Source organism: Streptomyces sp. NPDC015661, from assembly GCF_043077765.1.
Lineage (GTDB): Bacteria > Actinomycetota > Actinomycetes > Streptomycetales > Streptomycetaceae > Streptomyces.
In genome coordinates, this window is record NZ_JBIBST010000009.1 from 404,734 (window position 1) to 430,795 (window position 26,062).

Annotated in this window: 16 protein-coding genes, 1 tRNA gene and 1 rRNA gene; 4 read left to right on the forward strand and 14 right to left on the reverse strand. The window is 72.3% G+C overall.

Annotation, left to right across the window (positions count from 1 at the left end):
- Nucleotides 1-25: 25 nt before the first annotated feature.
- The 3 genes from ACF07V_RS26020 to ACF07V_RS26030 form a co-directional block, all read right to left on the reverse strand.
- The gene (locus tag ACF07V_RS26020; RefSeq protein ID WP_392157601.1) at nt 26-334 is read right to left on the reverse strand and encodes an AzlD domain-containing protein; all 309 of its coding nucleotides are present in this window, start codon (nt 332-334) and stop codon (nt 26-28) included.
- Nucleotides 331-1,071, reverse strand: coding sequence for an AzlC family ABC transporter permease (locus ACF07V_RS26025; protein ID WP_392157603.1), 741 nt, complete (start codon nt 1,069-1,071; stop codon nt 331-333). Before ACF07V_RS26025 ends, ACF07V_RS26020 begins: the two co-directional genes overlap by 4 nt.
- Nucleotides 1,072-1,360: 289 nt before the next feature.
- Entirely contained in the window at nt 1,361-2,212 is an 852-nt protein-coding gene (locus tag ACF07V_RS26030) for an AraC family transcriptional regulator (RefSeq protein WP_392157604.1), read from the reverse strand.
- Between the two features lie 91 nt (nt 2,213-2,303).
- Between ACF07V_RS26030 and ACF07V_RS26035 the strand changes: the two genes are divergently transcribed.
- The 3 genes from ACF07V_RS26035 to ACF07V_RS26045 all read left to right on the forward strand — a co-directional run bounded on the left by ACF07V_RS26035 (nt 2,304) and on the right by ACF07V_RS26045 (nt 8,630).
- A complete protein-coding gene (locus tag ACF07V_RS26035; RefSeq protein ID WP_392157606.1) occupies nt 2,304-6,953 on the forward strand; it encodes a DEAD/DEAH box helicase in 4,650 nt (1,549 codons plus the stop codon).
- A gap of 67 nt (nt 6,954-7,020) precedes the next feature.
- The gene (locus tag ACF07V_RS26040; RefSeq protein WP_392157608.1) at nt 7,021-7,827 is read left to right on the forward strand and encodes a DNA-formamidopyrimidine glycosylase family protein; all 807 of its coding nucleotides are present in this window, start codon (nt 7,021-7,023) and stop codon (nt 7,825-7,827) included.
- Nucleotides 7,828-7,859: 32 nt separating this feature from the next.
- A complete protein-coding gene (locus ACF07V_RS26045) occupies nt 7,860-8,630 on the forward strand; it encodes an SDR family NAD(P)-dependent oxidoreductase (protein WP_392157610.1) in 771 nt (256 codons plus the stop codon).
- Here ACF07V_RS26045 and ACF07V_RS26050 read toward each other — a convergent pair.
- From ACF07V_RS26050 to ACF07V_RS26090, 9 genes are all read right to left on the reverse strand, one after another.
- Nucleotides 8,578-8,853, reverse strand: coding sequence for a hypothetical protein (locus tag ACF07V_RS26050; RefSeq protein WP_392157612.1), 276 nt, complete (start codon nt 8,851-8,853; stop codon nt 8,578-8,580). The two genes, ACF07V_RS26045 and ACF07V_RS26050, sit on opposite strands and share 53 nt — an antisense overlap.
- 223 nt (nt 8,854-9,076) lie before the next feature.
- Nucleotides 9,077-9,460 carry a helix-turn-helix domain-containing protein gene (locus tag ACF07V_RS26055; RefSeq protein WP_024758922.1) on the reverse strand — a complete coding sequence of 128 codons (384 nt, stop codon included), beginning with the start codon at nt 9,458-9,460 and terminating at the stop codon, nt 9,077-9,079.
- A gap of 109 nt (nt 9,461-9,569) precedes the next feature.
- Nucleotides 9,570-10,091 carry a CinA family protein gene (locus ACF07V_RS26060; protein ID WP_392157614.1) on the reverse strand — a complete coding sequence of 174 codons (522 nt, stop codon included), beginning with the start codon at nt 10,089-10,091 and terminating at the stop codon, nt 9,570-9,572.
- Complete coding sequence (gene pgsA, locus ACF07V_RS26065) at nt 10,088-10,762, reverse strand: CDP-diacylglycerol--glycerol-3-phosphate 3-phosphatidyltransferase (RefSeq protein WP_392157616.1); 675 nt, start codon at nt 10,760-10,762, stop codon at nt 10,088-10,090. The genes ACF07V_RS26060 and pgsA overlap by 4 nt, the downstream gene beginning before the upstream one ends.
- On the reverse strand, nt 10,759-12,249 hold the full coding sequence (gene rimO, locus ACF07V_RS26070) for a 30S ribosomal protein S12 methylthiotransferase RimO (protein ID WP_392157618.1): 1,491 nt from the start codon (nt 12,247-12,249) through the stop codon (nt 10,759-10,761). Before rimO ends, pgsA begins: the two co-directional genes overlap by 4 nt.
- Nucleotides 12,250-12,351: 102 nt before the next feature.
- Nucleotides 12,352-13,176, reverse strand: coding sequence for a helix-turn-helix domain-containing protein (locus ACF07V_RS26075; protein ID WP_392157619.1), 825 nt, complete (start codon nt 13,174-13,176; stop codon nt 12,352-12,354).
- A gap of 279 nt (nt 13,177-13,455) precedes the next feature.
- Nucleotides 13,456-16,257, reverse strand: a complete 2,802-nt coding sequence (locus ACF07V_RS26080) for a DNA translocase FtsK (protein WP_392157620.1) — start codon at nt 16,255-16,257, stop codon at nt 13,456-13,458.
- A 138-nt stretch (nt 16,258-16,395) separates the two neighbouring features.
- Entirely contained in the window at nt 16,396-17,070 is a 675-nt protein-coding gene (locus ACF07V_RS26085; RefSeq protein WP_093873786.1) for a two-component system response regulator, read from the reverse strand.
- Nucleotides 17,071-17,374: 304 nt separating this feature from the next.
- Entirely contained in the window at nt 17,375-22,855 is a 5,481-nt protein-coding gene (locus ACF07V_RS26090; protein WP_392157621.1) for a HAMP domain-containing protein, read from the reverse strand.
- A gap of 268 nt (nt 22,856-23,123) precedes the next feature.
- Between ACF07V_RS26090 and ACF07V_RS26095 the strand changes: the two genes are divergently transcribed.
- Complete coding sequence (locus ACF07V_RS26095) at nt 23,124-25,769, forward strand: SpoIIE family protein phosphatase (RefSeq protein ID WP_392157623.1); 2,646 nt, start codon at nt 23,124-23,126, stop codon at nt 25,767-25,769.
- A 111-nt stretch (nt 25,770-25,880) separates the two neighbouring features.
- On the opposite strand, the gene ACF07V_RS26100 is transcribed toward ACF07V_RS26095, so the two are convergent.
- Both ACF07V_RS26100 and rrf read right to left on the reverse strand, forming a co-directional pair.
- Nucleotides 25,881-25,953 (reverse strand) — tRNA-Thr (locus tag ACF07V_RS26100).
- Nucleotides 25,954-25,957: 4 nt separating this feature from the next.
- Nucleotides 25,958-26,062, reverse strand: a 5S ribosomal RNA gene (rrf, locus tag ACF07V_RS26105); the annotation flags it as partial.

Here is a 26,062-nt window from a genome sequence, read left to right on the forward strand (position 1 = left end):
GCGAGGCACACCGGGCTCGCTGCGGTCACCAGCCCAGCGCGCGTACCCCCGCGGTGACGGCGACGGCGGCGCCCACCACGACCAGGAACGGCGCGCGCAGGACGAGCGCGACGGCGGCCGCGGCGAGCCCGGCGGCCCGGGCGTCCAGGACGAGGTCGCCGCCCGTGCTGAAGGTCTGCTGCGCGGTGAGCGCGGCGAGCAGCGCGACGGGGAGCAGGGCGGCGAGCCGCTGGACGAGCGGGCGTTCCAGCGTGCCTGCGGGCACGAGCAGGCCGATCAGCTTGACGAGGTAGCACCCGGCGACGGTGAGGGCGATCGCGATCCAGACGTTCATCGGGAGTCCTTCTCTCCTCCGGTGGGGGCCGTGCGCCGGCCCCGGGCCCAGAGCACGGCGGGGGCGGCGAGGGCGGCGGCGAGGACCGGGACGCCGGCCGGCAGCACGGGCAGCAGTCCGAGGCCGAGCAGGACGGCGATCCCGGCGGTGGCGCGCTCCGTGGCGGACGTCAGCATGGGGGCGAGCAGGGCCAGGAAGACGGCGGGTCCGGCGGCGTCGAGCCCCCAGGCCGCGGTGTCACCGATCGCCTCGGCACCGAGCGCCCCGAGGAGCGTGGTCAGGTTCCACAGGACGTACAGGGTGAGGCCGGTGACGGTGAAGCCGATCCGGGCGGCCCGGCGGGACGGCTGGGGGAGGGCGACGGCCGTGGTCTCGTCGATCACCCAGTGCGCGGCGAAGGGCCTGACGGCCTTCGGCAGGGCGAGGAGCTGGGAGAGCCGCAGCCCGTAGAAGGCGTTGCGGGTGCCCAGGAAGAAGGCGCCGGCGGCGGCCGTGAAGGGGTTGCCGCCCGCGGCGAGCGCTCCGACGAGGGCGAACTGCGATGCGCCGGTGAAGACGAGCAGGCTGAGGACGCAGGTCTGGAGGAGGCTGAGGCCGGAGCCCGCCGAGGTCACGCCGAAGGCGAAGCCGGAGAGCCCGACGGCGATGCCGACGCCGAGCGCGTCGCGGACGACGGCCGCGTCGGGTTTGGCCGGGGTGCCGTCGCGTATGACGGGAGGTGCTGTCTGTTCTGCCACGTCAGGGACGTTACGGGAGCGGTCCGACCCCGGTCTTGTACGTTCTTGCGGCGACCGCGAGCCGGCCCCCGTACGTTCCTGCGGCGCCCGCGAAGCCCGTCCCCGTACGTTCCTGCGGCGCCCGCGAAGCCCGTCCCCGTACGTTCCTGCCGCGACCGCGAAACCCGCTCCGAACGTTCCTGCCGCGACCGCGAAACCCGCCCCGTACGTTCCTGCGGCGCCCGCGAAACCCGCCCCCGTACCTTCCTGCGGCGCCCGCGAAGCCCGTCCCCGTACGTTCCTGCCGCGGCTACGGAGCCTGACGTCCGACGCCCCGCGCGCGCTGGTACGCACCCGGCGGGACCCCCACACTGCGGGTGAAGTGCCGGCTGAGGTGCGACTGGTCGGTGAAGCCGACGGCGGCGGCCGCCTCCGCCGGGGGCGTCCCCGCGTCGAGGAGCTGCCGGGCCCTCCGTACGCGCGCGTCGGTGAGCCAGGTGTGCGGAGGCATCCCGTACGCCTCGCGGAAGGCACGGAGCAGGGCGAACGGGCTGGTGCCGAGGTCGGCGGCGAGCCGCTCCAGGGTCGGCGGCTCGATCATCCCGGCCTCCAGGACCTCACGCGCGCGTGCCGCGTTCCGGGCGCCCGCCGAGCGGGGCGGCAGCGGGGTGACGAGACCGCCGTGGCTGCGCAGCATCCGGGCGGTGACCAGGCGCAGGAGGCTGTCCGCGGCGAGCGCGTTGCCCTCCTCCGCGGCCCGGTGGACGCCGATGACGAGCCGGGCGGCGTACGGGTCGTCGACGACGGGCGAGGTGAAGCCTGCCGCGCCGCGCAGGGCGAGGGTGTCTGCGGCGATCGACCGGACGATCTCCGCGTCGGGGTAGATCGTCCGGTAGGTCCAGCCCTCGGGCACGCCCGCGTGCCCGGTGTGCGGGGTGTCCGGGTTGACGAGCGCGATCTGTCCGGGCCCGGCGTGGACGAGCTCGTCGCGGTAGTGGAAGGCCTCGACGCCCTCGGTGATCGCGGCGAAGACGAAGCTCTCGTGGGTGTGCCGGGCGAAGGCCTTGTGGATGTAGTGGGCGTGCAACAGGTCGACCCCGGGCAGCTCGGCGGGCCGCCAGTACCGCGCCCGCTCCTCCCCGCTCGTGCCGTCCCTCGCCATTCCCCCATTCTGCGCCCCGCCGCAGCCCCGCGACGAGCGGGATTCCCCCAGGTCCGGACGGTTGTCAGTGGTCGGGTGCACGATGGGTGGCATGGTCAGGTCCGCGCTCGACTCGTTCTCCCCCGCGACCCGTGGTTGGTTCACCGGGGCCTTCACCGCGCCGACGGCGGCGCAGGAGGGCGCCTGGAACGCCATCGGGGCGGGCTCCGACGTGCTCGTCGTCGCGCCGACCGGCTCGGGCAAGACCCTGGCGGCCTTCCTCGCCTCCCTGGACCGCCTGGCGGCCGCTCCGCCGCCGGCCGAGGCGAAGAAGCGCTGCCGTGTGCTGTACGTGTCGCCGCTGAAGGCCCTCGCCGTGGACGTCGAGCGGAACCTGCGCTCGCCGCTGACGGGCATCCGCCAGGAGTCGGTGCGGCTCGGCCTGCCCGAGCCGGACGTCCGGGTCGGGATCCGGTCCGGGGACACCCCGCCGGCCGAGCGCCGGGCGCTCGCGACCCGGCCGCCGGACATCCTGATCACCACCCCCGAGTCCCTGTTCCTGATGCTGACCTCCGCCACGCGCGAGGCCCTGTCGGGGGTGGAGACGGTCATCCTGGACGAGGTCCACGCGGTCGCGGGCACGAAGCGGGGCGCGCACCTGGCCCTCTCCCTGGAGCGGCTCGACGAGCTGCTGCCCCGGCCGGCGCGCCGGATCGGCCTGTCGGCCACGGTCCGCCCGGTCGACGAGGTGGCCCGCTACCTCTCCCCGGGGCGCGCGGTGGAGATCGTGCAGCCACCGTCGGGCAAGGAGTTCGACCTCTCGGTCGTCGTTCCCGTCGAGGACATGGGCGAGCTGGGCGGCTCCCCCGCCTCGGAGGGCAAGGACGGCGGGGACAAGCCGTCGATCTGGCCGCACGTCGAGGAGCGGATCGCCGATCTGGTCCAGTCCCACCGCTCCACGATCGTCTTCGCGAACTCCCGCCGGCTCGCCGAGCGCCTGTGCAACCGGCTGAACGAGATCGCGTACGAGCGGGCGACCGGAGAGCCGCTCCCCGAGGGGGCTCCTCCGGCCCAGGTCATGGCCCAGTCGGGAGCGGCGCAGGGCGCCCCGCCGCTGCTCGCCCGCGCGCACCACGGTTCGGTGTCGAAGGAGCAGCGCGCCCAGGTGGAGGAGGACCTGAAGGCGGGCCGGCTGCCCGCCGTGGTGGCCACCTCCAGCCTGGAGCTGGGCATCGACATGGGCGCGGTGGACCTGGTCGTCCAGGTCGAGTCGCCGCCGTCGGTGGCCTCCGGACTCCAGCGCGTGGGCCGGGCGGGACACCAGGTGGGGGCGGTCTCGACGGGCGTGGTGTTCCCGAAGTACCGGGGCGACCTGGTGCAGGCGGCCGTGGTCACCGAGCGGATGCGGTCCGGCGCGATCGAGTCCATGCGGATCCCCGCCAACCCGCTGGACGTCCTCGCCCAGCAGCTGGTCGCGATGGTCGCGCTCGACACCTGGCAGGTGGACGACCTGCTGGCGGTGGTGCGCCGCGCGGCCCCGTTCTCGGCACTGCCGGAGTCGGCGTTCACCGGCGTGCTGGACATGCTGGCCGGCCGCTACCCCTCGGACGCCTTCGCGGAGCTGCGCCCGCGCGTGGTCTGGGACCGGGTCGCCGGGACGGTCACGGGACGGCCGGGCGCCCAGCGGCTCGCCGTCACCTCGGGCGGCACGATCCCGGACCGCGGCCTGTTCGGCGTCTTCCTGGCGGGCTCGGACCCCAAGAAGGGCGGGGGCCGGGTCGGCGAGCTCGACGAGGAGATGGTGTACGAGTCGCGGGTCGGCGACGTCTTCACGCTCGGCACCACCTCCTGGCGGATCGAGGACATCACCCGGGACCGGGTGCTCGTCTCCCCCGCGCCCGGAGTGCCGGGCCGGCTGCCGTTCTGGAAGGGCGACCAGCTGGGCCGCCCGCTCGAACTGGGGCGGGCGGTGGGCGCGTTCCTCCGCGAGGTCGGCGCCCTCGCGGACGAGGACGCGCGTCTGCGGCTGCTGGCCGCGGGCCTGGACGCCTGGGCCGCGGAGAACGTCCTGGCGTACCTCAAGGAGCAGCGCGAGGCCTGCGGCCATGTGCCGGACGACCGGACGATCCTGGTCGAGCGCTTCCGCGACGAGCTCGGGGACTGGCGGGTCGTCATCCACTCCCCGTTCGGGGCGCAGGTGCACGCCCCGTGGGCGCTGGCGCTCGGCGCGCGGCTCGCCGAGCGGTACGGCATGGACGCGCAGGTGATGCACGCGGACGACGGCATCGTGCTGCGCCTGCCGGACGCCGACCTGATGGGCCTGGACATGGGCCTCGACCTCCTGGACCACGAGCCGGTCGACCCGGGCCGGCACCTGGACACGACGTACGACGCGGACAAGGCGCCCGTCGGCGCCGCGGACGCCCTCTTCGACAAGGGCGAGATCGGGCAGATCGTCACCAACCAGGTGGGCGGCTCCGCGCTGTTCGCCTCCCGCTTCCGCGAGTGCGCCGCCCGCGCCCTGCTGCTGCCCAAGCGCAACCCGGGCAAGCGCACCCCGCTGTGGCAGCAGCGGCAGCGCGCGGCCCAGCTCCTCCAGGTGGCGAGCGAGTTCGGGTCGTTCCCGATCGTCCTGGAAGCCGTCCGCGAGTGCCTCCAGGACGTCTTCGACCTCCCTGGCCTCGAAGAACTGATGGGGGACATCGAGTCCCGGCGCGTCCGCCTCGTCGAGGTCACCACCCCCGAGCCCTCCCCCTTCGCCCGCTCGCTGCTCTTCGGGTACGTGGCGCAGTTCCTGTACGAGGGGGACTCCCCGCTCGCCGAGCGGCGGGCGGCCGCGCTCTCCCTGGACTCGCGGCTGCTGGCGGAGCTCCTCGGCCAGGCGGAGCTGCGGGAACTGCTCGACCCCGAGGTCCTGACGGAGCTGGAGCGGGAGCTCCAGTGGCTGACGGAGGACCGCCGGATCAAGGACGTGGAGGGCGTCGCGGACCTGCTGCGGGTCCTGGGCCCGCTGACGGACACGGAGCTGGCCGAGCGCGGCGCCGAGCCGGCCTGGGCGCCCGAGCTGGGGGCGGCCCGCCGCGCGATCCGGGTGCGGGTCGGCGGCCGGGACCACTGGGCGGCGATCGAGGACGCGGGCCGGCTCCGGGACGCCCTGGGCACGGCCCTGCCGGTCGGCGTGCCCGAGGCCTTCACCGAGCCGGTCAAGGACCCGCTGGGCGACCTGCTCGCGCGGTACGCGCGCACGCACGGCCCGTTCACCTCCTCCGAGGCCGCCGCCCGCTTCGGCCTCGGCGCGGCCGTCACCGACGGCGCCCTCCAGCGCCTGGCGGCCTCGGGCCGAGTGGTCCAGGGCGAATTCCACCCCTCGGGCATCGGCCAGGAGTGGTGCGACGCGACCGTCCTGCGGCGGCTGCGGCGCCGCTCCCTGGCGGCCCTGCGCCACGAGCTGGAGCCGGTGCCCCCGGCGGCCCTCGCCACCTTCCTGCCGCAGTGGCAGCACCTGGGCGGCAGCAGCCTGCGCGGCATCGACGGCCTCGCGCGGGCGATCGAGCAGCTCCAGGGCGCCCCGGTGCCGGCCTCGGCCCTGGAGAAGCTGATCCTGCCGTCCCGGGTGAGGGACTACTCCCCCGCGCTCCTCGACGAGCTGACGACCACGGGCGAGGTCGTCTGGGCGGGCGCGGGCTCGCTCCCGGGCAAGGACGGCTGGGTCTCCCTCTACCTCGCGGACGCGGCGCCGCTGCTCCTCCCGCCGGCACACCCCCTGGAGCTCACCGCGCTCCACGAGTCGCTGCTCACGGCCCTCTCCGGCGGGTACGGCCTGTTCTTCCGGCAGATCGCCGACCAGATCCGGGCCACGACCCACCCGGACGCCACCGATCCGCAGCTCGCCGACGCCCTCTGGGACCTGGCCTGGTCGGGCCGGCTCACCAACGACACCCTGGCCCCGCTGCGCGCGCTCCTCGGTTCGGGCCGCACGGCCGGGTCCACCGCCCACCGCGCGCGGCGCACGGTCCCGCGCGGGCGGTACGGCACCCTGACCGCCGCCGCCCGCCCGGCGTCCCGCACGGGCCCGCCCACGGTCTCGGGCCGCTGGTCGATGCTGCCCCCGATCGAACCGGAGCCGACCCATCGGGCGCACGCCCTGGCCCGCACGCTCCTGGACCGGCACGGCGTGGTCACCCGGGGCGCGGTGGCCGCGGAGGGCGTGGAGGGCGGTTTCTCGGCCACGTACCGGATCCTGGCCGCGTTCGAGGACAGCGGGCAGGCCCGGCGCGGCTATGTCGTGGAGGGGCTCGGCGCGGCCCAGTTCGCCATGGACGGTGCGGTGGACCGGCTGCGGGCGGCCGCGACGGCCCGCGACCGCGGCGCCGAGGCGGCGGCGGGCCCGCGCGCCCTGGTGCTGGCGGCGGCCGACCCGGCGAACGCCTACGGCGCGGCCCTCCCCTGGCCCGAGCCGCCGACCGGTGCCGGACACAAACCGGGCCGCAAGGCGGGAGCGATGGTGGTCCTGGTCGACGGCGAGCTCACGCTCTACATGGAGCGCGGCGGCAAGACGCTCCTGTCCTGGCCGACGGACCCGGACGACCCGGCCCTGAGGGCGGCCGCGGAGGCCCTGGCGGCGTCGGCCAGGGCGGGCACGCTGGGCACGGTCACGGTGGAACGGGTCAACGGCGCGACGTCCCTGACGTCCCCCCTGGCCCGCCCCCTGGAGTCCGCCGGCTTCCTGGCCACCCCGAGAGGCCTCCGCCTCCGCCCCTGACACCCCCGCCACCCCGGCAGGACGACTGCCCCCGACGAAGGGCCGAGGCGCGGCCCACAATGGCCCCATGCCCGAAGGAGACACCGTCTGGCAGGCCGCGCACCGCCTGCACACCGCGCTCGCCGGCCGCGTCCTCACCCGCGCGGACCTCCGCGTGCCCCGGTTCGCGACCGCCGACCTCACCGGCCGCACGCTCCTCGACGTCACCCCGCGCGGCAAGCACCTGCTCGCCCGCATCGAGGGCGGGCTCACCCTCCACTCGCATCTGCGGATGGACGGCGCCTGGCGTGTGTACGCCACCGGGGAGCGCCCGCGCGGTGGCCCCGAGCACCAGATCCGGGCGATCCTCGGGAACGCCGAGTCCACCGCGTACGGCTACCGTCTCCCGGTCCTGGAGCTCATCCGTACCGCTGAGGAGTCCCACGCCGTGGGCCATCTCGGCCCGGACCTCCTGGGCCCGGACTGGGACGCCGAGGAGGCGGTGCGAAGGCTCGGCGCCGACCCGGCACGCCCGCTCGGCGAGGCCCTCCTCGACCAGCGGAACCTGGCCGGCATCGGCAATGTGTACAAGTCGGAGCTGGCCTTCCTCGCCGCCGTCACCCCCTGGCTCCCGGTCGGCGAGCTCGCCCCGGAGATCCCGGCCCGTCTGGTCGCCACGGCGCACCGCCTCCTGGACGCGAACAAGGACCGTCCCGACCGGCGCACCACGACCACCCGCCGTCCCGGCACCCCGCTGTACGTCTACGGCCGCGAGGGCCGTCCCTGTCTCCGCTGCGGTGCCGCGATCCGCAGGGCGGAGCTCGGCGACCGGGTCACGTACTGGTGTCCGGGCTGTCAGCGGGGCCCCGACGGAAACCAGCGCCCCAACAATTGACGACCCGTCAGATCCGGTCGTACGGTCCGGACATGACGACCACTCTCCCGGCATACGACCTGACCGGCCGCACCGCGTTCGTCACCGGCGCCGCGAGCGGCATCGGCCGCGCCACCGCGGACCTCCTGGCCCGGGCCGGTGCCACCGTCCACTGCGCCGACCGCGACGAGGCGGGCCTCAAGGAGACCGCGGCCCTGATCGCCCGGAGGGGCGGCTCCGCGCACCTCCATCCCCTGGACGTCACCGACCGGCCCGCACTGGCGGCGGCCGTCCGCGCCGCCGGCCCCCTCCACGTCATGGCCGCCATCGCCGGGGTCATGCACACGAGCACGGTCCTGGAGACCCGGGACGAGGACCTCGACCGCGTCCTCGCCGTCAACTTCAAGGGCGTGCTCTACGCGTGCCAGGAGGCGGCCCGTTCGATGATCGCCGCCGGCGTCCCCGGTTCGATCGTGACGATGGCCTCGGGCGCGATGGACACCGCGAGCCCGGGCCTGCTCTGTTACAGCGTCACCAAGGCGGCCGTCGTCCAGCTGACGAAGACCCTGGCGACGGAGGCGGGCCCGCACGGCATCCGGGTCAACGCGGTCGCCCCGGGCTGGATCCGCACCCCGATGACGGACCGCCACGAGCCGGCCGCCCAGCTCCAGGCCGAGGCGGCGATGGTCCGTCACTCACCCCTGGGCCGGGTCGGCGAGGCCGAGGACATCGCGCACGCGGTCCTGCACCTGGCCTCCGACGCCTCGGCGTTCACGACGGGCCAGATCCTCCGCCCCAACGGCGGCGTCGCGATGCCCTGGTGACACCCCGGGCCACCGGCCCGGGAAGCCGCCGCCCCGACGAAGCCGCCACATGCACCGGCAGCAGGCTCAGCCCCCAGCCGCCCGCGGCCACCGCCCCTTCGACGGGCCCGGTCTCGCCCGGCAGGAGCAGCAGGCGCAGCACCGCCCACCACCAGAGCCCTCCGGCCGCGAGGCCGCACGCCAGCAGCGCGAGCGTCACCAGCGGAACCCGTCGCCGTACCATGGCCGCCTCCTGCGGTCGACGCTAGACCGGCAGGATCACCCTGCGGGAGGGCGCACCGGTGGCAAACCCGGCGCACACGGCCCAGTCGTACGTCCCTCCCACCATGCACGCCCCACCGGAACCCGGCATCTCCAGCGGAACCCCCCGAAGCCCTCGGAAACGAGAAAAGCCCCGGTCAGTGCCCCGCAAAGAGGCACCGACCGGGGCTTCGCCCCACTTCGGTTCAGGCAGCGACGACGTCCACCGCTTCCGCGGGCGCCTTGATGGTCACCCGCCCGGTGGGCACACCGGCCACCGACGTCACCGACACCGAATTGAGCATCGGGCGTACCGGCGTCGGCACCGGTTCGCTCGCCGCTGCCGACTCGGCCAGTTCGGCCAGCGACAGCTCGTCGCTCACTTCGCGCATGAGCTCGGACATCCGTACGTCCAGCGCGTCGCAGATCGCGGAGAGCAGCTCGGAGGAAGCCTCCTTCTGCCCCCGCTCCACCTCGGAGAGATAGCCGAGCGAGACTCGGGCCGACGAGGAGACTTCGCGCAGAGTACGGCCCTGGCGCTGGCGCTGCCGACGCAGCACGTCACCCAGCAGGCGACGGAGCAGGATCATCGGTGGCTCCCTCCTCGGACCGCGTAGCCGCATCCTTCACGCCCCACCGTACCGCCTCGCGCTGCGGCCGTGCGGGGAGCGATGTCGTGTTCACTCAGGGCTGCAAACATCAATTCCCCCCGTTGTGTTCCGTATCCTGTGCCCGCGCATTTCCCGAGAGTTCCTCATGGAGCAGTTCCAGCACGCTCCGTACGCTCTCTCTACGGATTTCCGTACGATCGCCGTTCAACCTCAACGACACCACTTTCCCGGCCCGCGCGCTCGTCGCGGCCGGTCCGGCGACCGCCACGTAGACGGTTCCGACGGGCTGTCCGTCCTGCGGGGTGGGCCCCGCGACCCCGGTCGTCGAGATCCCCCAGTCGGCGCCGAGCCGGTCCCGCACACCGGCCGCCATCTGCAGCGCGACCTCGGGATCCACCGCTCCGCGCTCCGCGAGCAGGGCCCCGTCGACGCCGAGGAGCTCGCGCTTGAGGGCCGTGGCGTACGCCGTCACCGACCCCCGGAAGGACACCGAGGCGCCCGGCACGCCGGTGAGCTCGGCGGCCACCAGACCACCCGTGAGCGACTCCGCGGCGGCCAGCGTCTGATCACGCTCCGCGAGCAGCGCCAGCACCCGGGCGGCCTCGGTCATCGCGTCGCCGTCTCCGACCGAGCGGCCGCGCGCTCCGCCGCGAGCCCCTTGCGCCGCAGGACGACCGCCTGGCGGACGTAGTCCAGACCGGTGACGACCGTCAGCACGACGGCCACCGCCATCACCCAGAAGCGGAGGGTGGCCAGCGGTCCGGTGAGCATGAGGACGTACATGCCCACGGCGGTGCCCTGGGCGAGCGTCTTCATCTTGCCGCCGCGGCTGGCGGGGATGACCCCGTGCCGGATGACCCAGAACCGCATCAGGGTGATGCCGAGCTCGCGGGCCAGGATGACCGCGGTCACCCACCAGGGCAGGTCCCCCAGCAAGGAGAGCGAGATGAGCCCGGCCGCCATGATCGCCTTGTCGGCGATGGGGTCGGCGATCTTCCCGAAGTCGGTGACCAGGTTGTACGTACGGGCGAGGTGCCCGTCGAAGACGTCCGTGATCATGGCCACCGCGAACGCCGCCCAGGCCCAGGCCCGCCACGCCGGGTCGTGCCCGCCGTCCTGGAACAGCAGGATCACGAAGCCCGGCACGAGGACGAGCCGGATCATCGTGAGGATGTTCGCGATGTTCCACAGGCTGGCCTGGTTGACGGCCGCCGCGCCCAGCTTGCCGCGGGGCGCCGGCCTACCGGTTCCGCCCGTCGCGGATGCCGGGACTCCGGTCATCTGCCTGCCTCCTCGAAAAGACACTCGGCCACCAGGTCGACGCCCTCCGTGCCGACGACCTTCGCCCTGACCATACGGCCCGGGGCCAGGTCGGGAAGCGCACCGTCGGCCGTGGTGAGCACGACCTGTCCGTCGGTCTCGGGAGCCTGGTGGGCGGCGCGCCCGATCCAGCCTTCCTCCTCGTCCAGGGTTTCGACGAGTACTTCCAGGGTCTCTCCGATCCGCTCCTCCGCGCGCTGCGCGGTGAGCTCCTCGGCGAGCCGGGAGAGGTGGGCGAGCCGCTCGTCGACGACGTCCTGGTCGAGCTTGTGCTCGTACGTGGCGGCCTCGGTGCCGTCCTCGTCGGAGTAGCCGAAGACGCCGATGGCGTCGAGGCGCGCGTGGGTGATGAAGCGTTCCAGCTCGGCGAAGTCCGCCTCGGTCTCGCCGGGGAAGCCGACGATGAAGTTGGACCGGGCACCGGCCGTGGGCGCCTTGGAGCGGATGGTCTCCAGGAGCTCCAGGAAGCGGTCGGTGTCGCCGAAGCGGCGCATGGCCCGCAGCACGTCGGGGGCGCTGTGCTGGAAGGACAGGTCGAAGTAGGGCACGACCTTCTCGGTCGACGTGAGGACGTCGATCAGGCCGGGGCGCATCTCGGCGGGCTGGAGGTAGCTGACGCGGACCCGCTCGATGCCGTCCACCGAGGCCAGCTCGGGCAGCAGGCTCTCCAGGAGCCGGATGTCGCCGAGGTCCTTGCCGTAGGAGGTGTTGTTCTCGGAGACCAGCATGATCTCCTTCACGCCCTGCTCGGCGAGCCAGCGCGTCTCGTTGAGCACGTCCGAGGGACGGCGGGAGACGAAGGAGCCGCGGAAGGAGGGGATGGCGCAGAAGGAGCAGCGGCGGTCGCAGCCGGAGGCCAGCTTCACGGAGGCGACGGGGCTGGTGTCCAGGCGGCGGCGGAGCGGCGCGCGCGGCCCGGAGGCGGGCGCGAGGCCGTCGGGCAGGTCGCTCGGCACGTTCTCGGGGGCGTCCACGGAGCCGTGCCCCGGCAGGGCGACGGACGCGGCGGCCTCCTGGCGCTCCACGGGGGACAGCGGCAGCAGCTTGCGCCGGTCACGCGGGGTGTGGGCCTCGACACTGCCACCGCTGAGGATGGTCTGGAGGCGGTTGGAGATGTCGGCGTAGTCGTCGAAGCCGAGGACGCCGTCGGCCTCCGGGAGGGCTTCGGCGAGCTCCTTGCCGTACCGCTCGGCCATGCAGCCGACCGCGACGACGGCCTGGGTCTTGCCATGATCCTTCAGATCATTGGCTTCGAGGAGGGCGTCGACGGAGTCCTTCTTGGCGGCTTCGACGAATCCGCAGGTGTTGACGACGGCGACGTCCGCTTCCTCGGCGTTCTCGACGAGCTCCCAGCCGTCCGCTGCCAAGCGGCCTGCAAGCTCCTCCGAGTCCACCTCGTTACGGGCGCAGCCAAGAGTGACAAGGGCGACGGTACGGCGTTCGGGCATGGGCTCAAGACTACTTCGTCCCGGCCGTTCCCCCGTCGCGCAGGGTTCACCTGCGCGACAGAGGTCACATCACCGGCCGGAGAGGATCACCGGCCGCGGGGCTCAGCCGGCCTCGGGGTCGCCCTTGGTGTAGCTGAGACGCTCGACCTGGCCGGATTCGAACTTGTCGTCGAGCTTCTTGCCGTTCACATAGAGCTCGATCGCTCCGGCGTTTCCGAGGACCAGATCGACGCGCTCGCCGTCCTGGAAGGTCTTGGACTCGCCCTTGAGGAGGAGGCCGTCGAAGAGGAGCTTGCCGTCGCTCGCCTTCGCCGAGATCCAGCTCTTGTCGTCGATCGCGGAGAGCTTGACCGTGACCTTGTCCTGCGGGACCGCGGCGATCGCGCTCTCGGTGGGCTTGGGCGCGGGCTTGACCGGCTTCGGCTTGGTGGCGGAGGTGGCCTTCTCGGGGGCGGGCGCCGGGCCGCCGTCGGCGACGGTGGTCCCCTTGCCGGACTCGTTCCCGTTGAACATCGTGAAGCCGACGAATCCGACGACGGCGACGATGGCCGCGACCATCGCGGCGGTCCAGTTGGGCCTGCGGGGCTCGGGGCGGATACGTTCCGCCTCGAAGAGCGGGGCGGCGGGGGTGGGCGCGGGACGGCCACCGTGCTCGGCGTCGTACTGCTCGATCAGCGCAGCCGGATCGAGACCGACGACGCGCGCGAGCGTACGGATGTGCCCGCGGGCGTAGACGTCGCCGCCGCAGCGCGAGAAGTCGTCCTCCTCGATCGCGTGCACGATCGGAATCCGGACACGGGTGGAGGCACTGACCTCTTCGACGGTGAGACCTGCGGCGATTCGGGCCTGCTGGAGAGCGCGACCGATCGAGTCCCGGTCGTCTGCCGGGAAGGTCCGGTCGTCTTCGGGGGAGTTGCCGATGGACACGAGAGCGCCTTTCGAGCGTGTAGCCACCTGCTGGACGTTCAGTCTATGGGTGGTACGAAAGGGTGGGGCAACCGGGCGGGTGCTGTTTGTACGCCATGAGGATGGGACATCCTTCTGTCCCTCCCTCCAACTTGACGTACGGCCAGGGGAAACGGTTGCCCACCGTTCCCTTACGAGTGAGTCTCGGCCCGGTCTCGAACCGGGTACCCGGCTCCCCACCGCGTACGCGGCCTCGAACCGCGTGCCCGGTCCCGTACCGCGTACCCGGCCTCTCCGCCGCTACTCCCCCGACTCCCCGCGGATCACCGCGAGGACACCGTCCAGCTCGTCCGGCTTCACGAGCACGTCCCGCGCCTTCGATCCCTCGCTCGGTCCGACGATGTTCCGCGACTCCATCAGGTCCATCAGCCGGCCGGCCTTCGCGAAGCCCACGCGCAGCTTGCGCTGGAGCATCGAGGTGGAGCCGAACTGCGTCGAGACGACGAGTTCGGCGGCCTGGCACAGCAGGTCGAGGTCGTCGCCGATGTCCTCGTCGATCTCCTTCTTCTGCTTGGTCCCGACGGTGACGTCGTCCCGGAAGACGGGCGTCATCTGGTCCTTGCAGTGCTGCACGACGGCCGCGACCTCGGCCTCGGTGACGAACGCGCCCTGCATGCGGATGGGCTTGTTGGCCCCCATCGGCAGGAAGAGACCGTCGCCCTTGCCGATCAGCTTCTCGGCGCCGGGCTGGTCCAGGATGACCCGGCTGTCGGCGAGCGAGGAGGTGGCGAAGGCGAGCCGGGAGGGCACGTTCGCCTTGATCAGGCCGGTGACGACGTCCACCGACGGCCGCTGGGTGGCGAGCACGAGGTGGATGCCGGCGGCGCGCGCCAGCTGGGTGATCCGGACGATGGAGTCCTCGACGTCGCGCGGCGCGACCATCATCAGGTCGGCGAGCTCGTCGACGATCACCAGCAGGTACGGGTAGGGGTTGAGCTCGCGCTCGCTGCCCTCGGGCAGCTTGATCTTGCCGTCCCGGATGGCCTGGTTGAAGTCGTCGATGTGCCGGAAGCCGAAGGCGGCCAGGTCGTCGTAGCGCAGGTCCATCTCGCGGACGACCCACTGGAGCGCCTCTGCGGCCTTCTTGGGGTTGGTGATGATCGGGGTGATCAGGTGCGGGATGCCCTCGTAGGCGGTGAGCTCGACCCGCTTGGGGTCGACGAGCACCATCCGGACGTCCTCGGGGGTCGCCCTGATCATCACCGAGGTGATGAGGCAGTTGATGCAGGAGGACTTGCCGGATCCGGTGGCACCGGCCACCAGGATGTGCGGCATCTTCGCCAGGTTGGCCATCACGTAGCCGCCCTCGACGTCCTTGCCGAGCGCGACCAGCATCGGATGGTCGTCGTCGCCGTCCGCGAGCCGGAGCACGTCCCCGAGGTTGACCATCTCCCGGTCGCTGTTCGGGATCTCGATGCCGACGGCCGACTTCCCGGGAATCGGCGAGATGATCCGCACGTCGGGCGAGGCCACGGCGTACGCGATGTTCTTGGCGAGCGCCGTGATCTTCTCGACCTTCACGGCGGGGCCGAGCTCGACCTCGTACCGCGTGACCGTCGGACCGCGCGTGAAGCCCGTGACGTCCGCGTCCACCTTGAACTCGGTGAAGACGTTCGTGAGCGCCGCCGCGACGGCGTCGTTGACGGCGCTGCGGGTCTTGCCCGGCCCGCCGCGCTCCAGGAGGTCGAGCGAGGGCAGGGAGTACGTGATGTCGCCCGCGAGCTGGAGCTGCTCGGCCCGGGGCGGCAGGTCGGTCGGCTCGGGCGCCGGCTTCGTCAGGTCGGGTACGGCCCCGCGGCCTCCCCCGCGGGCCGGCGGCACGGGCGCGGCCGGCGCCGCCTCCGCGGAAGCGGCTTCGGAGGCCGATGCGGCGAGCGCGGCCTTCCGCTCGGCGGTGACGTCCTTGGTCAGGTCGGCGACGATCGGCGAGGGCGGCATGCCGTTCAGCACGGCCCCGTCGAGCGCGGCCGCGGCGGCCGCGGCGACGTCCACCGGGTCGAGACCGGTCTCGAAGTCGTCCCGCCCGGAGGTCCGGCGGGCCGAGCGGCCGCGCCGCTCAAGCAGCTCGGCCTCGGCCCGGTCGACGTCGTACGGCTCCGAGGGCCCGGGCGCGCGGCGCCGGACGGGCCGTGCGGGCCGCGGCGCGGCGTCCCGCCACTCCTCGTCGTACCCCTCGCGGACCGGGTGCTCCTCGGCCTCCTCCGGTTCGTACGCGGGCTCGACGATGCCCAGCTTGGCGCCGAGCGCGCGCAGCCGCTGCGGGATCGCGTTGACCGGGGTGGCGGTGACCACGAGCAGCCCGAAGACGGTGAGCAGCACCAGCATCGGGACGGCGAGGACCTCGCCCATCATGAAGACGAGCGGCTGGGAGGCGGCCCAGCCGATGAGCCCGCCGGCGTCCTGCATGGCCGCGCTGCCGTCGCCGCGCCCCGGCGAACCGCAGGCGATGTGCACCTGTCCGAGGACGCCGATGACGAGCGCGGAGAGGCCGATGCTGATCCGGCCGTTGGCCTCGGGCTTCTCCGGGTAGAGGATCAGCCGGATGCCGATGGCGCCGAGGAGCAGCGGTACGAGCAGGTCGAGCCGGCCGAAGGAGCCGGTCACCAGCATCTCGACGAGGTCGCCGACCGGGCCGCGCAGGTTGGACCAGGTGCCGGCGGCGACGATCAGCGCGAGGCCGAGGAGGAGCAGCGCGAGCCCGTCCTTGCGGTGGGCGGGGTCGAGCCCCTTGGCGCCGCGCCCTATCCCCCGGAACATCGCCCCGATCGCGTGGGCGAGGCCGAGCCAGGCGCCGCGCGCGAGCCGGTAGACGCCCCCGGTCGGGGACGGGGCGGGCCGGGGCGGGGCCTTCTTCGCGGCGGTCTTGCGCGCGGGCGCGCGCTTGGCGGGCGCGGCCTTCTTCGCGGGCGCCTTCTTCGCGGGCGGCTTGGCGGGGGACTTCGTGGGCACCGCTTTCTTCGCGGCGCCCGTCGTCCGGCCGGCCCGCGGCTTTGCGGTGTTCGCCGTGCTCTGGGAACCCTTGCCGGACGTACGTGAAGCCATGATGCCGAGGTTACCGGTGTGGGGAGCGGTGTGGGGAGCGCCCGTCCGCCTCACCCGTTCGTGTCGTCCGTGCCGGGGCACGATGCTGACGCCGCATCACGACGCCGGCCCTCGCAACGGACGAGTGGTGACGATACGTCAGCTCTGGGCGGGCAGCGTCGGCGCCGCGCCCGTACCGGGCTCCAGCGCGTCGAGCGCCCGGCGCAGCCCGGTGAGCTTGCGCTCCAGGTGCGCGGCGGTGGCGACGGCGGCCGCGTCGGCGGAGTCGTCGTCGAGCTGCTTCGACAGGGCCTCGGCCTGCTCCTCGACGGCCGCGAGCCGCGCGGACAGCTCGGCGAGCAGTCCGGCGGACTCCTTGCCGTGACCGCCCTCGCCGCCGCCCTCCAACTGCAGCCGCAGCAGGGCGGCCTGCTCGCGCAGCTTGCAGTTCTTCATGTAGAGCTCGACGAAGACCGAGACCTTGGCGCGCAGCACCCACGGGTCGAAGGGCTTGGAGATGTAGTCGACCGCTCCGGCCGCGTACCCCCGGAAGGTGTGGTGGGGGCCGTGGTTGATGGCGGTGAGGAAGATGATCGGGATGTCCCGGGTCCGCTCGCGCCGCTTGATGTGGGCGGCGGTCTCGAAACCGTCCATGCCCGGCATCTGGACGTCGAGCAGGATGACCGCGAAGTCGTCCGTCAACAGCGCCTTGAGCGCTTCCTCCCCGGACGATGCCCGCACCAGCGTCTGATCGAGCGCGGAGAGAATGGCCTCCAGCGCCAGCAGATTCTCCGGCCGGTCATCGACCAGGAGGATCTTGGCCTTCTGCACCATGCCCCGTCCTCCTCGTCCCGGCAACGGCTCTCCCCGGACCCCCGAACCGGGGGAAGCACCGGGCGCCGCCCCAGAAGACGACTCCCTAGCGCCGTCCGTCCTTGTGCCGGTCATCGTAGCCGCACCCCGCCCGTCGCCACACCCTGTCACCGCGATGTCACTGTGCACGTAGCAGAAACGCGGTGGGAGACCAGAAGGTTCCCCGTATCCCGCCCTCTCACACGCCTGTGGCGACAGTCCGTCAGTGGGCGCCGGCGGAGCCCGGGGATCCGCGCCGGGCGCGGCACGGACCCCCGGCCCGGAGTCACTGCCCCCGCATCCACTGCTCCATGACCGACAGCAGGTGATCGGGGTCGACCGGCTTCGTCACGTAGTCCGAGGCACCGGACTCGATCGCCTTCTCCCGGTCGCCCTTCATCGCCTTCGCCGTCAGCGCGATGATCGGCAGCCCGGCGAACTGCGGCATGCGCCGGATCGCGGTCGTCGTCGCGTACCCGTCCATCTCCGGCATCATGATGTCCATCAGCACCACGGTCACGTCGTCGTGCTGCTCCAGGACCTCGATGCCCTCGCGCCCGTTCTCGGCGTAGAGCACCGCGAGCCCGTGCTGCTCCAGGACGCTGGTGAGCGCGAAGACGTTGCGGATGTCGTCGTCGACGATGAGCACCTTCTCACCGGAGAAGCCGAAGGTACGGCGCGGCTCGGCCTCCTGCTCCTCGCGCTCCGCCGCGATCGGCTCGCCGGGCTGCCCGGGGACCGCGCCCCGCATCCCGGTCGCCTCCGCCGCGGCCTTCCGCCGGTGCCGGAACAGCGCCCCGGCCCCGGACCGCGCCTCCGTCCGAACGCTCGGCGGCGGGAAGTGCGGGAACGGGTTCACTGCCCCGGCCATGCCCTCCTCGGCCCCCTGCTGCGGGTCGTCCGCGTCCTGCACGCCCGGCCCGTAACCGGCCGACGGAGCCGCCGTCGGGCTCAGCGGCAGGTACAGCGTGAACGTCGAACCGCGGCCGGGCTCGCTCGCGGCGAAGATCTCGCCGCCGAGGAGCCGCGCGATCTCCCGGCTGATCGAGAGCCCCAGACCCGTACCGCCGTACTTCCGGCTGGTCGTGCCGTCGGCCTGCTTGAACGCCTCGAAGATGACCCGCATCTTGCTCGCCGCGATCCCGATCCCGGTGTCGGTGACCGAGAACGCGATCAGGTCGGCCTCCGGATCGCGCAGCGAACCGGCCTCCAGGAGCTGCTCGCGGATCGACTGCGGCACGTCCGCCCCGGCGGGCCGGATCACCAGCTCCACCGCGCCCGTGTCGGTGAACTTCACCGCGTTGGACAGCAGGTTGCGCAGGACCTGGAGCAGCCGCTGCTCGTCGGTGTGGAGCGTGGCCGGCAGCTCGGGCGAGACCCGCACCGAGAAGTCGAGCCCCTTCTCCGCCGTGAGCGGCCGGAACGTCGCCTCCACGTAGTCGACGAGCTGCACGAGCGCGATGCGCGTCGGCGACACGTCCATCTTTCCCGCCTCGACCTTCGACAGGTCGAGGATGTCGTTGATCAGCTGGAGCAGGTCCGAGCCCGCGCCGTGGATGGTCTCCGCGAACTCGACCTGCTTCGGCGTCAGATTGGTCTCGGCGTTGTCCGCGAGCAACTTGGCCAGGATCAACAGCGAGTTGAGCGGCGTGCGCAGCTCGTGCGACATGTTGGCGAGGAACTCCGACTTGTACCGCATGGAGACGGCGAGCTGCTCCGCCCGCTCCTCCAGGACCTGCCGGGCCTCCTCGATCTCGGTGTTCTTCACCTCGATGTCCCGGTTCTGCCGGGCGAGGAGTTCGGCCTTCTCCTCCAGCTCCAGGTTGGAGCCCTGGAGTTCCTTCTGCCGGTGCTCCAGCTCGGCCGACCGCTCCTTGAGCTGCTCGGTGAGCTTCTGCGACTGCTGCAGCAGCACCTCGGTCTTGGTGTTGACACTGATGGTGTTGACCGTGGTCGCGATCAGCTCGGCGATCTGGTTGAGGAAGTCCCGCTGGATCTGCGTGAACGGCTGGAACGAGGCCAGCTCGATCACGCCGAGGACCTTGCCCTCGAAGAGCACCGGCAGCACGATCACATGCGCGGGCGAGGCCTCCCCGAGCCCCGAGGAGATCTTGAGATAGCCCGGCGGCACGTTGACCTGGATGGTCCGCTTCTCCTCGGCGGCCGTCCCGATGAGGGTCTCGCCGGGGCGGAACGAGGTCGGCATCGACCCGGTGGAGTATCCGTAACTCCCGCGCATCCGCAGCTCGTACGAGCCGTCGCCCTCGCCCACGAGTTCGGCGTCGCCGTGCGCGGAGCCCGTCGGCATGGCCACGAAGAACGCGCCGTGCTGGGCCGAGACCACCGGCGTCAGCTCGCTCATGATGAGCGACGCCACGTCGTCGAGGTCCCGGCGGCCCTGCATGAGGCCGGAGATGCGGGCCAGGTTGCTCTTGAGCCAGTCCTGCTCGTCGTTGGCGAGGGTGGTGTCGCGCAGGTTGGCGATCATCGTGTTGATGTTGTCCTGGAGCGCCTGGATCTCACCGGCCGCGTCCACGCCGTCGATCTTCACGTTGAGGTCGCCGCGGGTCACCGCGGTGGCGACGGCCGCGATGGCCCGCACCTGCCGGGTGAGGTTCCCGCCCATCTCGTTCACGGACTCGGTGAGGTCGCTCCAGGTGCCCTCCACGTCCCGGACCCGGGCCTGGCCGCCCAGCTGCCCGTCGGTGCCCACCTCGCGGGCCACGCGCGTGACCTCCTCGGCGAAGTTCGACAGCTGGTCGACCATCGTGTTGATGGTGTTCTTCAGCTCCTGGATCTCACCGCGCGCGTCGATGTCGATCTTCTTGGTGAGGTCGCCCTTGGCGATGGCGGTGGTGACGGCCGCGATCTGCCGCACCTGGCCGGTGAGGTTGTCGGCCATCGAGTTCACCGACTCGGTCAGGTCCTTCCAGGTGCCGGAGACCCCGGGCACCCGGGCCTGGCCGCCCAGGATGCCCTCCGTACCCACCTCGCGGGCCACACGCGTGACCTCGTCCGCGAAGGACGACAGGGTCGTCACCATCGTGTTGACGGTCTCGGCGAGTTCGGCGACCTCGCCGCGCGCCTCGACCGTCACCTTCTTCGTCAGGTCGCCGTTGGCGACGGCCGCCGAGACCCGGGAGATGTTCCGCACCTGACTGGTCAGGTTGTTGGCCATCAGGTTGACGTTGTCGCTGAGGTCCTTCCACGTACCGGTGACACCGCGCACGCGTGCCTGGCCGCCGAGGATGCCCTCCGTACCCACCTCACGGGCCACGCGCGTGACCTCGTCGGCGAAGTTCGACAGCTGGTCGACCATGGTGTTGACGGTCGTCACCAGCTCCAGGATCTCGCCCCGGGCGTCGACCGTGATCTTCTTCGACAGGTCGCCCATGGCGACCGCCGTCGTGACCTCGGCGATGTTCCGCACCTGGATGGTGAGGTTGTTCGCCATGAAGTTCACCGACTGGGTGAGGTCCTTCCAGGTGCCGGAGACCCCCTGCACCTCGGCCTGACCGCCCAGGATGCCCTCGGTGCCCACCTCGCGGGCCACCCGGGTCACCTGCTCCGCGAAGTTCGAGAGCTGGTCCACCATCGTGTTGAGGGTGTTCTTCAGCTCCAGGATCTCGCCGCGCGCGTCCACGTCGATCTTCTGCGACAGGTCACCGCGCGCCACCGCGGTGGCGACCTGCGCGATGTTGCGGACCTGGGTGGTGAGGTTGCCGGCCATGCCGTTCACCGAGTCCGTCAGATCACGCCACACACCGGCCACTCCCGGCACCTGCGCCTGACCGCCGAGCCGCCCGTCCGTGCCCACCTCGCGGGCCACCCGGGTCACCTGGTCGGCGAACGCGGAGAGCTGGTCCACCATCGTGTTGATGGTGTTCTTCAGCTCCAGGATCTCGCCCCGCGCGTCCACGTCGATCTTCTGCGACAGGTCGCCGCGCGCCACGGCCGTCGTCACCTGCGCGATCTGCCGCACCTGCGAGGTCAGGTTGCCGGCCATGAAGTTCACGGAGTCCGTGAGCTCCCGCCAGCGCCCGGACACCCCGTCGACCCGCGCCTGACCGCCGAGCCGGCCCTCGGTGCCCACGTCCCGGGCCATCCGGGTCACCTGGTCCGCGAAGGACGACAGCTGCGACACCATCGTGTTGACGGTGTTCTTCAGCTCCAGCATCTCGCCGGCCACGTCCACCGTGACCTTCTGCGACAGATCACCGTTGGCCACCGCCGTCGTCACCTGCGCGATGTCCCGCACCTGACCGGTCAGGTTGCGGAAGGCCGTGTTCACCGAGTCGGTGAGGTCCTTCCACGTGCCCGCCGCACCCGGCACCTCGGCCTGACCGCCGAGCAGACCCTCGACGCCGACCTCCCGCGCCACCCGGGTCACCTCGGAACCGAAGGCGGACAGCTGGTCCACCATCGTGTTGACGGTGTTCTTCAGCTCCAGCATCTCGCCGGCCACGTCCACCGTGACCTTCTGCGACAGATCACCGTTGGCCACCGCCGTCGTCACCTGCGCGATGTCCCGCACCTGCGTGGTGATGTTCCGGAAGACCGTGTTGACGGAGTCCGTGAGGTCCTTCCACGTCCCCGCCGCACCCGGCACCTGCGCCTGACCGCCGAGCAGACCCTGCGCGCCGACCTCGCCCGACACCCGGGTCACCTCGTCGGCGAACGTCCGCAGCGTCTCCGTCATCTGGTTGATGGTGTCCGCGAGTTGAGCGATCTCACCGCGCGCGGAGACCCGCACCTTCTGCGACAGGTCACCGTTCGCGACCGCCGTCGTCACCTCGGCGATGCCTCTCACCTGATTGGTGAGGTTTCCCGCCATCGTGTTGACGGAATCGGTGAGGTCCTTCCACACACCGGCGACCCCGGCCACCTCGGCCTGACCACCGAGCTCGCCCTCCGTACCCACCTCGCGCGCGACACGGGTCACCTCGGACGAGAAGGACGACAGCTGGTCCACCATCCGGTTGACGGTGTTCTTCAGCTCCAGCATCTCGCCGGCCACGTTCGCCGTGACCTTCTGCGACAGATCGCCGTTGGCGACCGCCGTCGTCACCAGCGCGATGTCCCGCACCTGGGCCGTCAGCCGGTTCGCCATGGTATTGACGGAGTCCGTGAGGTCCTTCCACGAACCGGACACCCCGCGCACCTGCGCCTGCCCGCCCAGCTTGCCGTCCGTACCCACCTCGACGGCGACCCGCGTCACCTCGGAGGCGAACACCGACAACTGGTCGACCAGGTTGTTGGCGGTACGGGCGACCTTCAGGAACTCCCCGCGCAGCGGCCGCACGGTCCCGTCCGCACTCTCCGAACGCAGGTCCATCCGCTGGTCCAGATCACCCTCGGCCACCGCCGAGAGCACCCGCCCCACCTCGGACACCGGCCGCGCCAGATCGTCCACGAGCGCGTTCGCGGCCTCGATCGCCGCCGCCCAGGCACCCTCGCTGGCCCCCGCCTCCAGGCGCTCGGACAGCTTGCCCTCGCGCCCGACCACCCGCCGGACCCGCGACAGCTCCCCCGTCACATGCATCTGCCGGTCGGCGACCTCGTTGAACACGGCGGAGATCTCCGCCATGACCCCGTCGCCGGACACCGTGAGACGCCTACGGAAGTTCCCGTCCCGCATCGACACCAGTGCGGCCAGCAGCCGCTCCAGCGCCGCCGCGTCCACCTGGACCGTCCCCCCACGGGAACGCCCGCCCCTCGCGCGCGTGCCACTGCCTCCGCCGCGCCGCGCCGCCGTGCCAGACTCCACCGTGTCCCTCCCGAAAGGGGTCGACCGTACCGCTCCGGCTCTCGCCGTCAGCCTGCCCAGTGTTTCACCGTGCCCGAACCTGGCGATAACAGTTCGGCAGCTTCGCACAGCGTCCCTACCCCGAGGGACGGAATCAGCGGTGACCGGCATCCGCTCGGACAGCGAAGGTAAGTAACCTGGCATCCGGCTGTCCAACCGCCCCGGTCCGCCCGGCGGGGGCGGTGTGGTGCGCGCACGACCACCGGGCAGTGGGAGGGACAGACCGAGCATGGCAGAGCCGGGCGTCGAGACGCGTACGAGGAGTGCTGTGATCACCGCGCGGGCGACTGCCAGCTTCGAGCCCGTCGGGCGGTCCGTCGCGGCCGCCCGCGCCTTCGTCAGAGACACCCTCCAGGGCTGGGGACACCCCGAACTCGTCGACGACGCCGTCGTCCTCACCAGCGAGCTCGTCACCAACGCCGTCATCCACGCCGGCACCTCCGCCGACGTCCTCTGCCTCCGCTCCGACGACAGCGTCCGCGTCGAGGTCTCCGACCGCTACCCCGAGCGCGAGATCCCCGTCCAGAGCGGCCGCACCCTCGGCAGCCCCGACCGCGAGAACGGCCGCGGCCTGCTGCTCTGCGCCGCCCTCGCCCACCGCTGGGGCGTCGACTACTCCCCCACCCGCAAGCACGTCTGGTTCCACCTGGACCTCCCCCAGCGCCCCGTCGGCACCCGCTCCGCAGGCCCCGTCCTCCCCGACGCCCTCCTCCCGGTCGCCGAGAGCCGCGTCCGCGTCGCCGTCGCCCAGATCGACCGCGCCGGCACGATCACCGCCTGGAACGAGGACGCCGAGGAACTCTTCGGATACGAATCCGAGCAGGTCATCGGCAAACCCCTCGGCGACCTCGCCGCCTGGCCCCACACCCCCGGCATCGGCACCGGCCTCGCCGAGGCCCTCCGTCTCTCCCGCTGGGAGGGCAGCTACGGCATCCGCTGCGCCGACGGCCGCGTCATCCCCGTCTACGCCTCGCACCTCCGGGTCCGCGACACCCAGGGCGAACCCTCCACCGTCTGCCTCCTCGTACGGGAGCACGAGCGCGCGGTCCTCCAGACCCCGCAGCGCCCCGTCGCCGAACCGGGCACCGAGAGCCGCGCCGCCGACCCCTTCGAGGTCTTCATCGGCACCCCCGCCCCCGACGACCTCGACGGCCTCCTCCAGCGCACGGTCGAACGCGCGCGCGACATGCTCGACGGCGACGCCGCCTTCCTCCTCCTCGCCACCGACGACGAGACGGAACTGGAGGTACGGGCCACGACCGGACTCCCGGCCGCCCGCCAGCGCTTCGCCCGCGTCCCCGTGGAGACCGGCGCCAGCCGTTACGGCTCCGCCCGCATGCCCGCCGTCCACGAGGACCTGGCCGCCGTACCCGGCGCCGTCCCCCTCCTCGAAGGCACCGGCATGCGCTCGGTGGTGACGGTCCCTCTGAAGGTCGAGGGCCGCCTCACCGGCTCCCTCGGCGTGGCCGCCGAGAGCGCGAACCGCTACTCCAACGAGGAGGCCCTGCGCCTCCAGTTCGCCGCCGACCGCATCGCCCTGGCCGTCGAATCCGCCCGCCTCGGCGAACTGGAACGACTCCGCCGCGGCTCCCTCAGCTTCCTCGTCGAGGCCTCCGACCTCCTGGCCGGCACCCTCGACCGCGACCAGACCCTGGCGCTCATGGCCCAGATGACGGTCCCCACCCTCGCCACCTGGTGCGCGGTCTACACGATCGCCGACCAGGCCTCCGACCCGTACCTCTCGTACGTGCTCCACGAGGACGAGGACCGCATCGACGGCCTCAAGGACCTGCTCTCCTCCATCGCCCCGCCCGACCCGGTGCCGACCCCCGGCGCCCGCGTGTGGTCCGCGCCGGGCGACGCCGCCCACCGGGCCGCGCTCACCGCCTCGGTCCACGCCCTCGACCACCCCGCGAGCCCGCTCTCCTCCGGCATCGACACCACCCTGGCCACCGCGAGCGCGGTCGCCGGCGAGACGGTCGTCCTGCCGCTGGTCGCCCGCAACCGGGTCATCGGCATGCTGACCCTCGGCAGGCCCTCGGAGGACCACTTCCGCCAGGAGATCCTGGAGCTCGCCGAGGACCTCTCGCGCCGGGCCGCCCTGGCCCTGGACAACGCCCGCCTGTACTCGGAGCGCGTGGCGATCAGCCAGTCCCTCCAGCGCAGCCTCCTCCCGCCCGGCCTGCCCACGATCCCGGGCGTCGAGGTCGACGTCATCTACCGCGCGGCCGGCGAGGGCAACGAGGTCGGAGGCGACTTCTACGACATCTTCCCCATCCGGGACGACGTCTACGGATTCGCCATCGGCGACGTCTGCGGTACGGGCCCGGAGGCGGCCGCCGTCACGGGCCTGGCCCGCCACGCCCTGCGCCTCCTGGCCCGCGAGGGCTTCGGCGGCCCGGCCGTCCTGGAGCGGCTGAACGCGGCGATCCTCGACGAGGGCGCCCGCAGCCGCTTCCTGACTCTCCTCTACGGCGAGATGCGCCCGCAGCCGGACGGCTCGGCGATCCTGAAGGTCGTCTGCGCAGGACACCCGCTCCCACTGCGCCTCCGCCCGGACGGCACGGTCGAGCCGGCGGCCGAACCGCAGCCGCTCCTGGGCGTCATGGAGGACCTGGAGCTGTACGAGCAGACGATCACGCTCGACCCGGGCGACGTCCTCCTGTGCGTCACGGACGGCGTGACGGAACGCCGCGAGGGCACCCGCATGCTGGGCGACGACGGCCTGTCCGAGGTCCTCAGGACCTGTACGGGCCTGACGGCCGGCGCGGTCGCCTCCCGTGTCCTCCGCGCGGTCGAGCGCTTCGCCCAGGCCCCCGCCTCCGACGACATGGCCATCCTGGCGATGCGCCTCCGCGAGCCGGACCACCACTGACAGAGAAGGCGCCCTCCCGCAAGGGGAGGGCGCCGGCCCCGGGCGCTCGCAGTCGACCTGAACGGAAACACAAAAAGGCCCCCGCCAAGAGGCGGGGGCCTTTTCATTTTGAGCCCTTTAACGGAATCGAACCGTTGACCTTCTCCTTACCATGGAGACGCTCTACCGACTGAGCTAAAAGGGCAGGTGTTCGGCGGTGTCCTACTCTCCCACAGGGTCCCCCCTGCAGTACCATCGGCGCTGAAAGGCTTAGCTTCCGGGTTCGGAATGTAACCGGGCGTTTCCCTAACGCT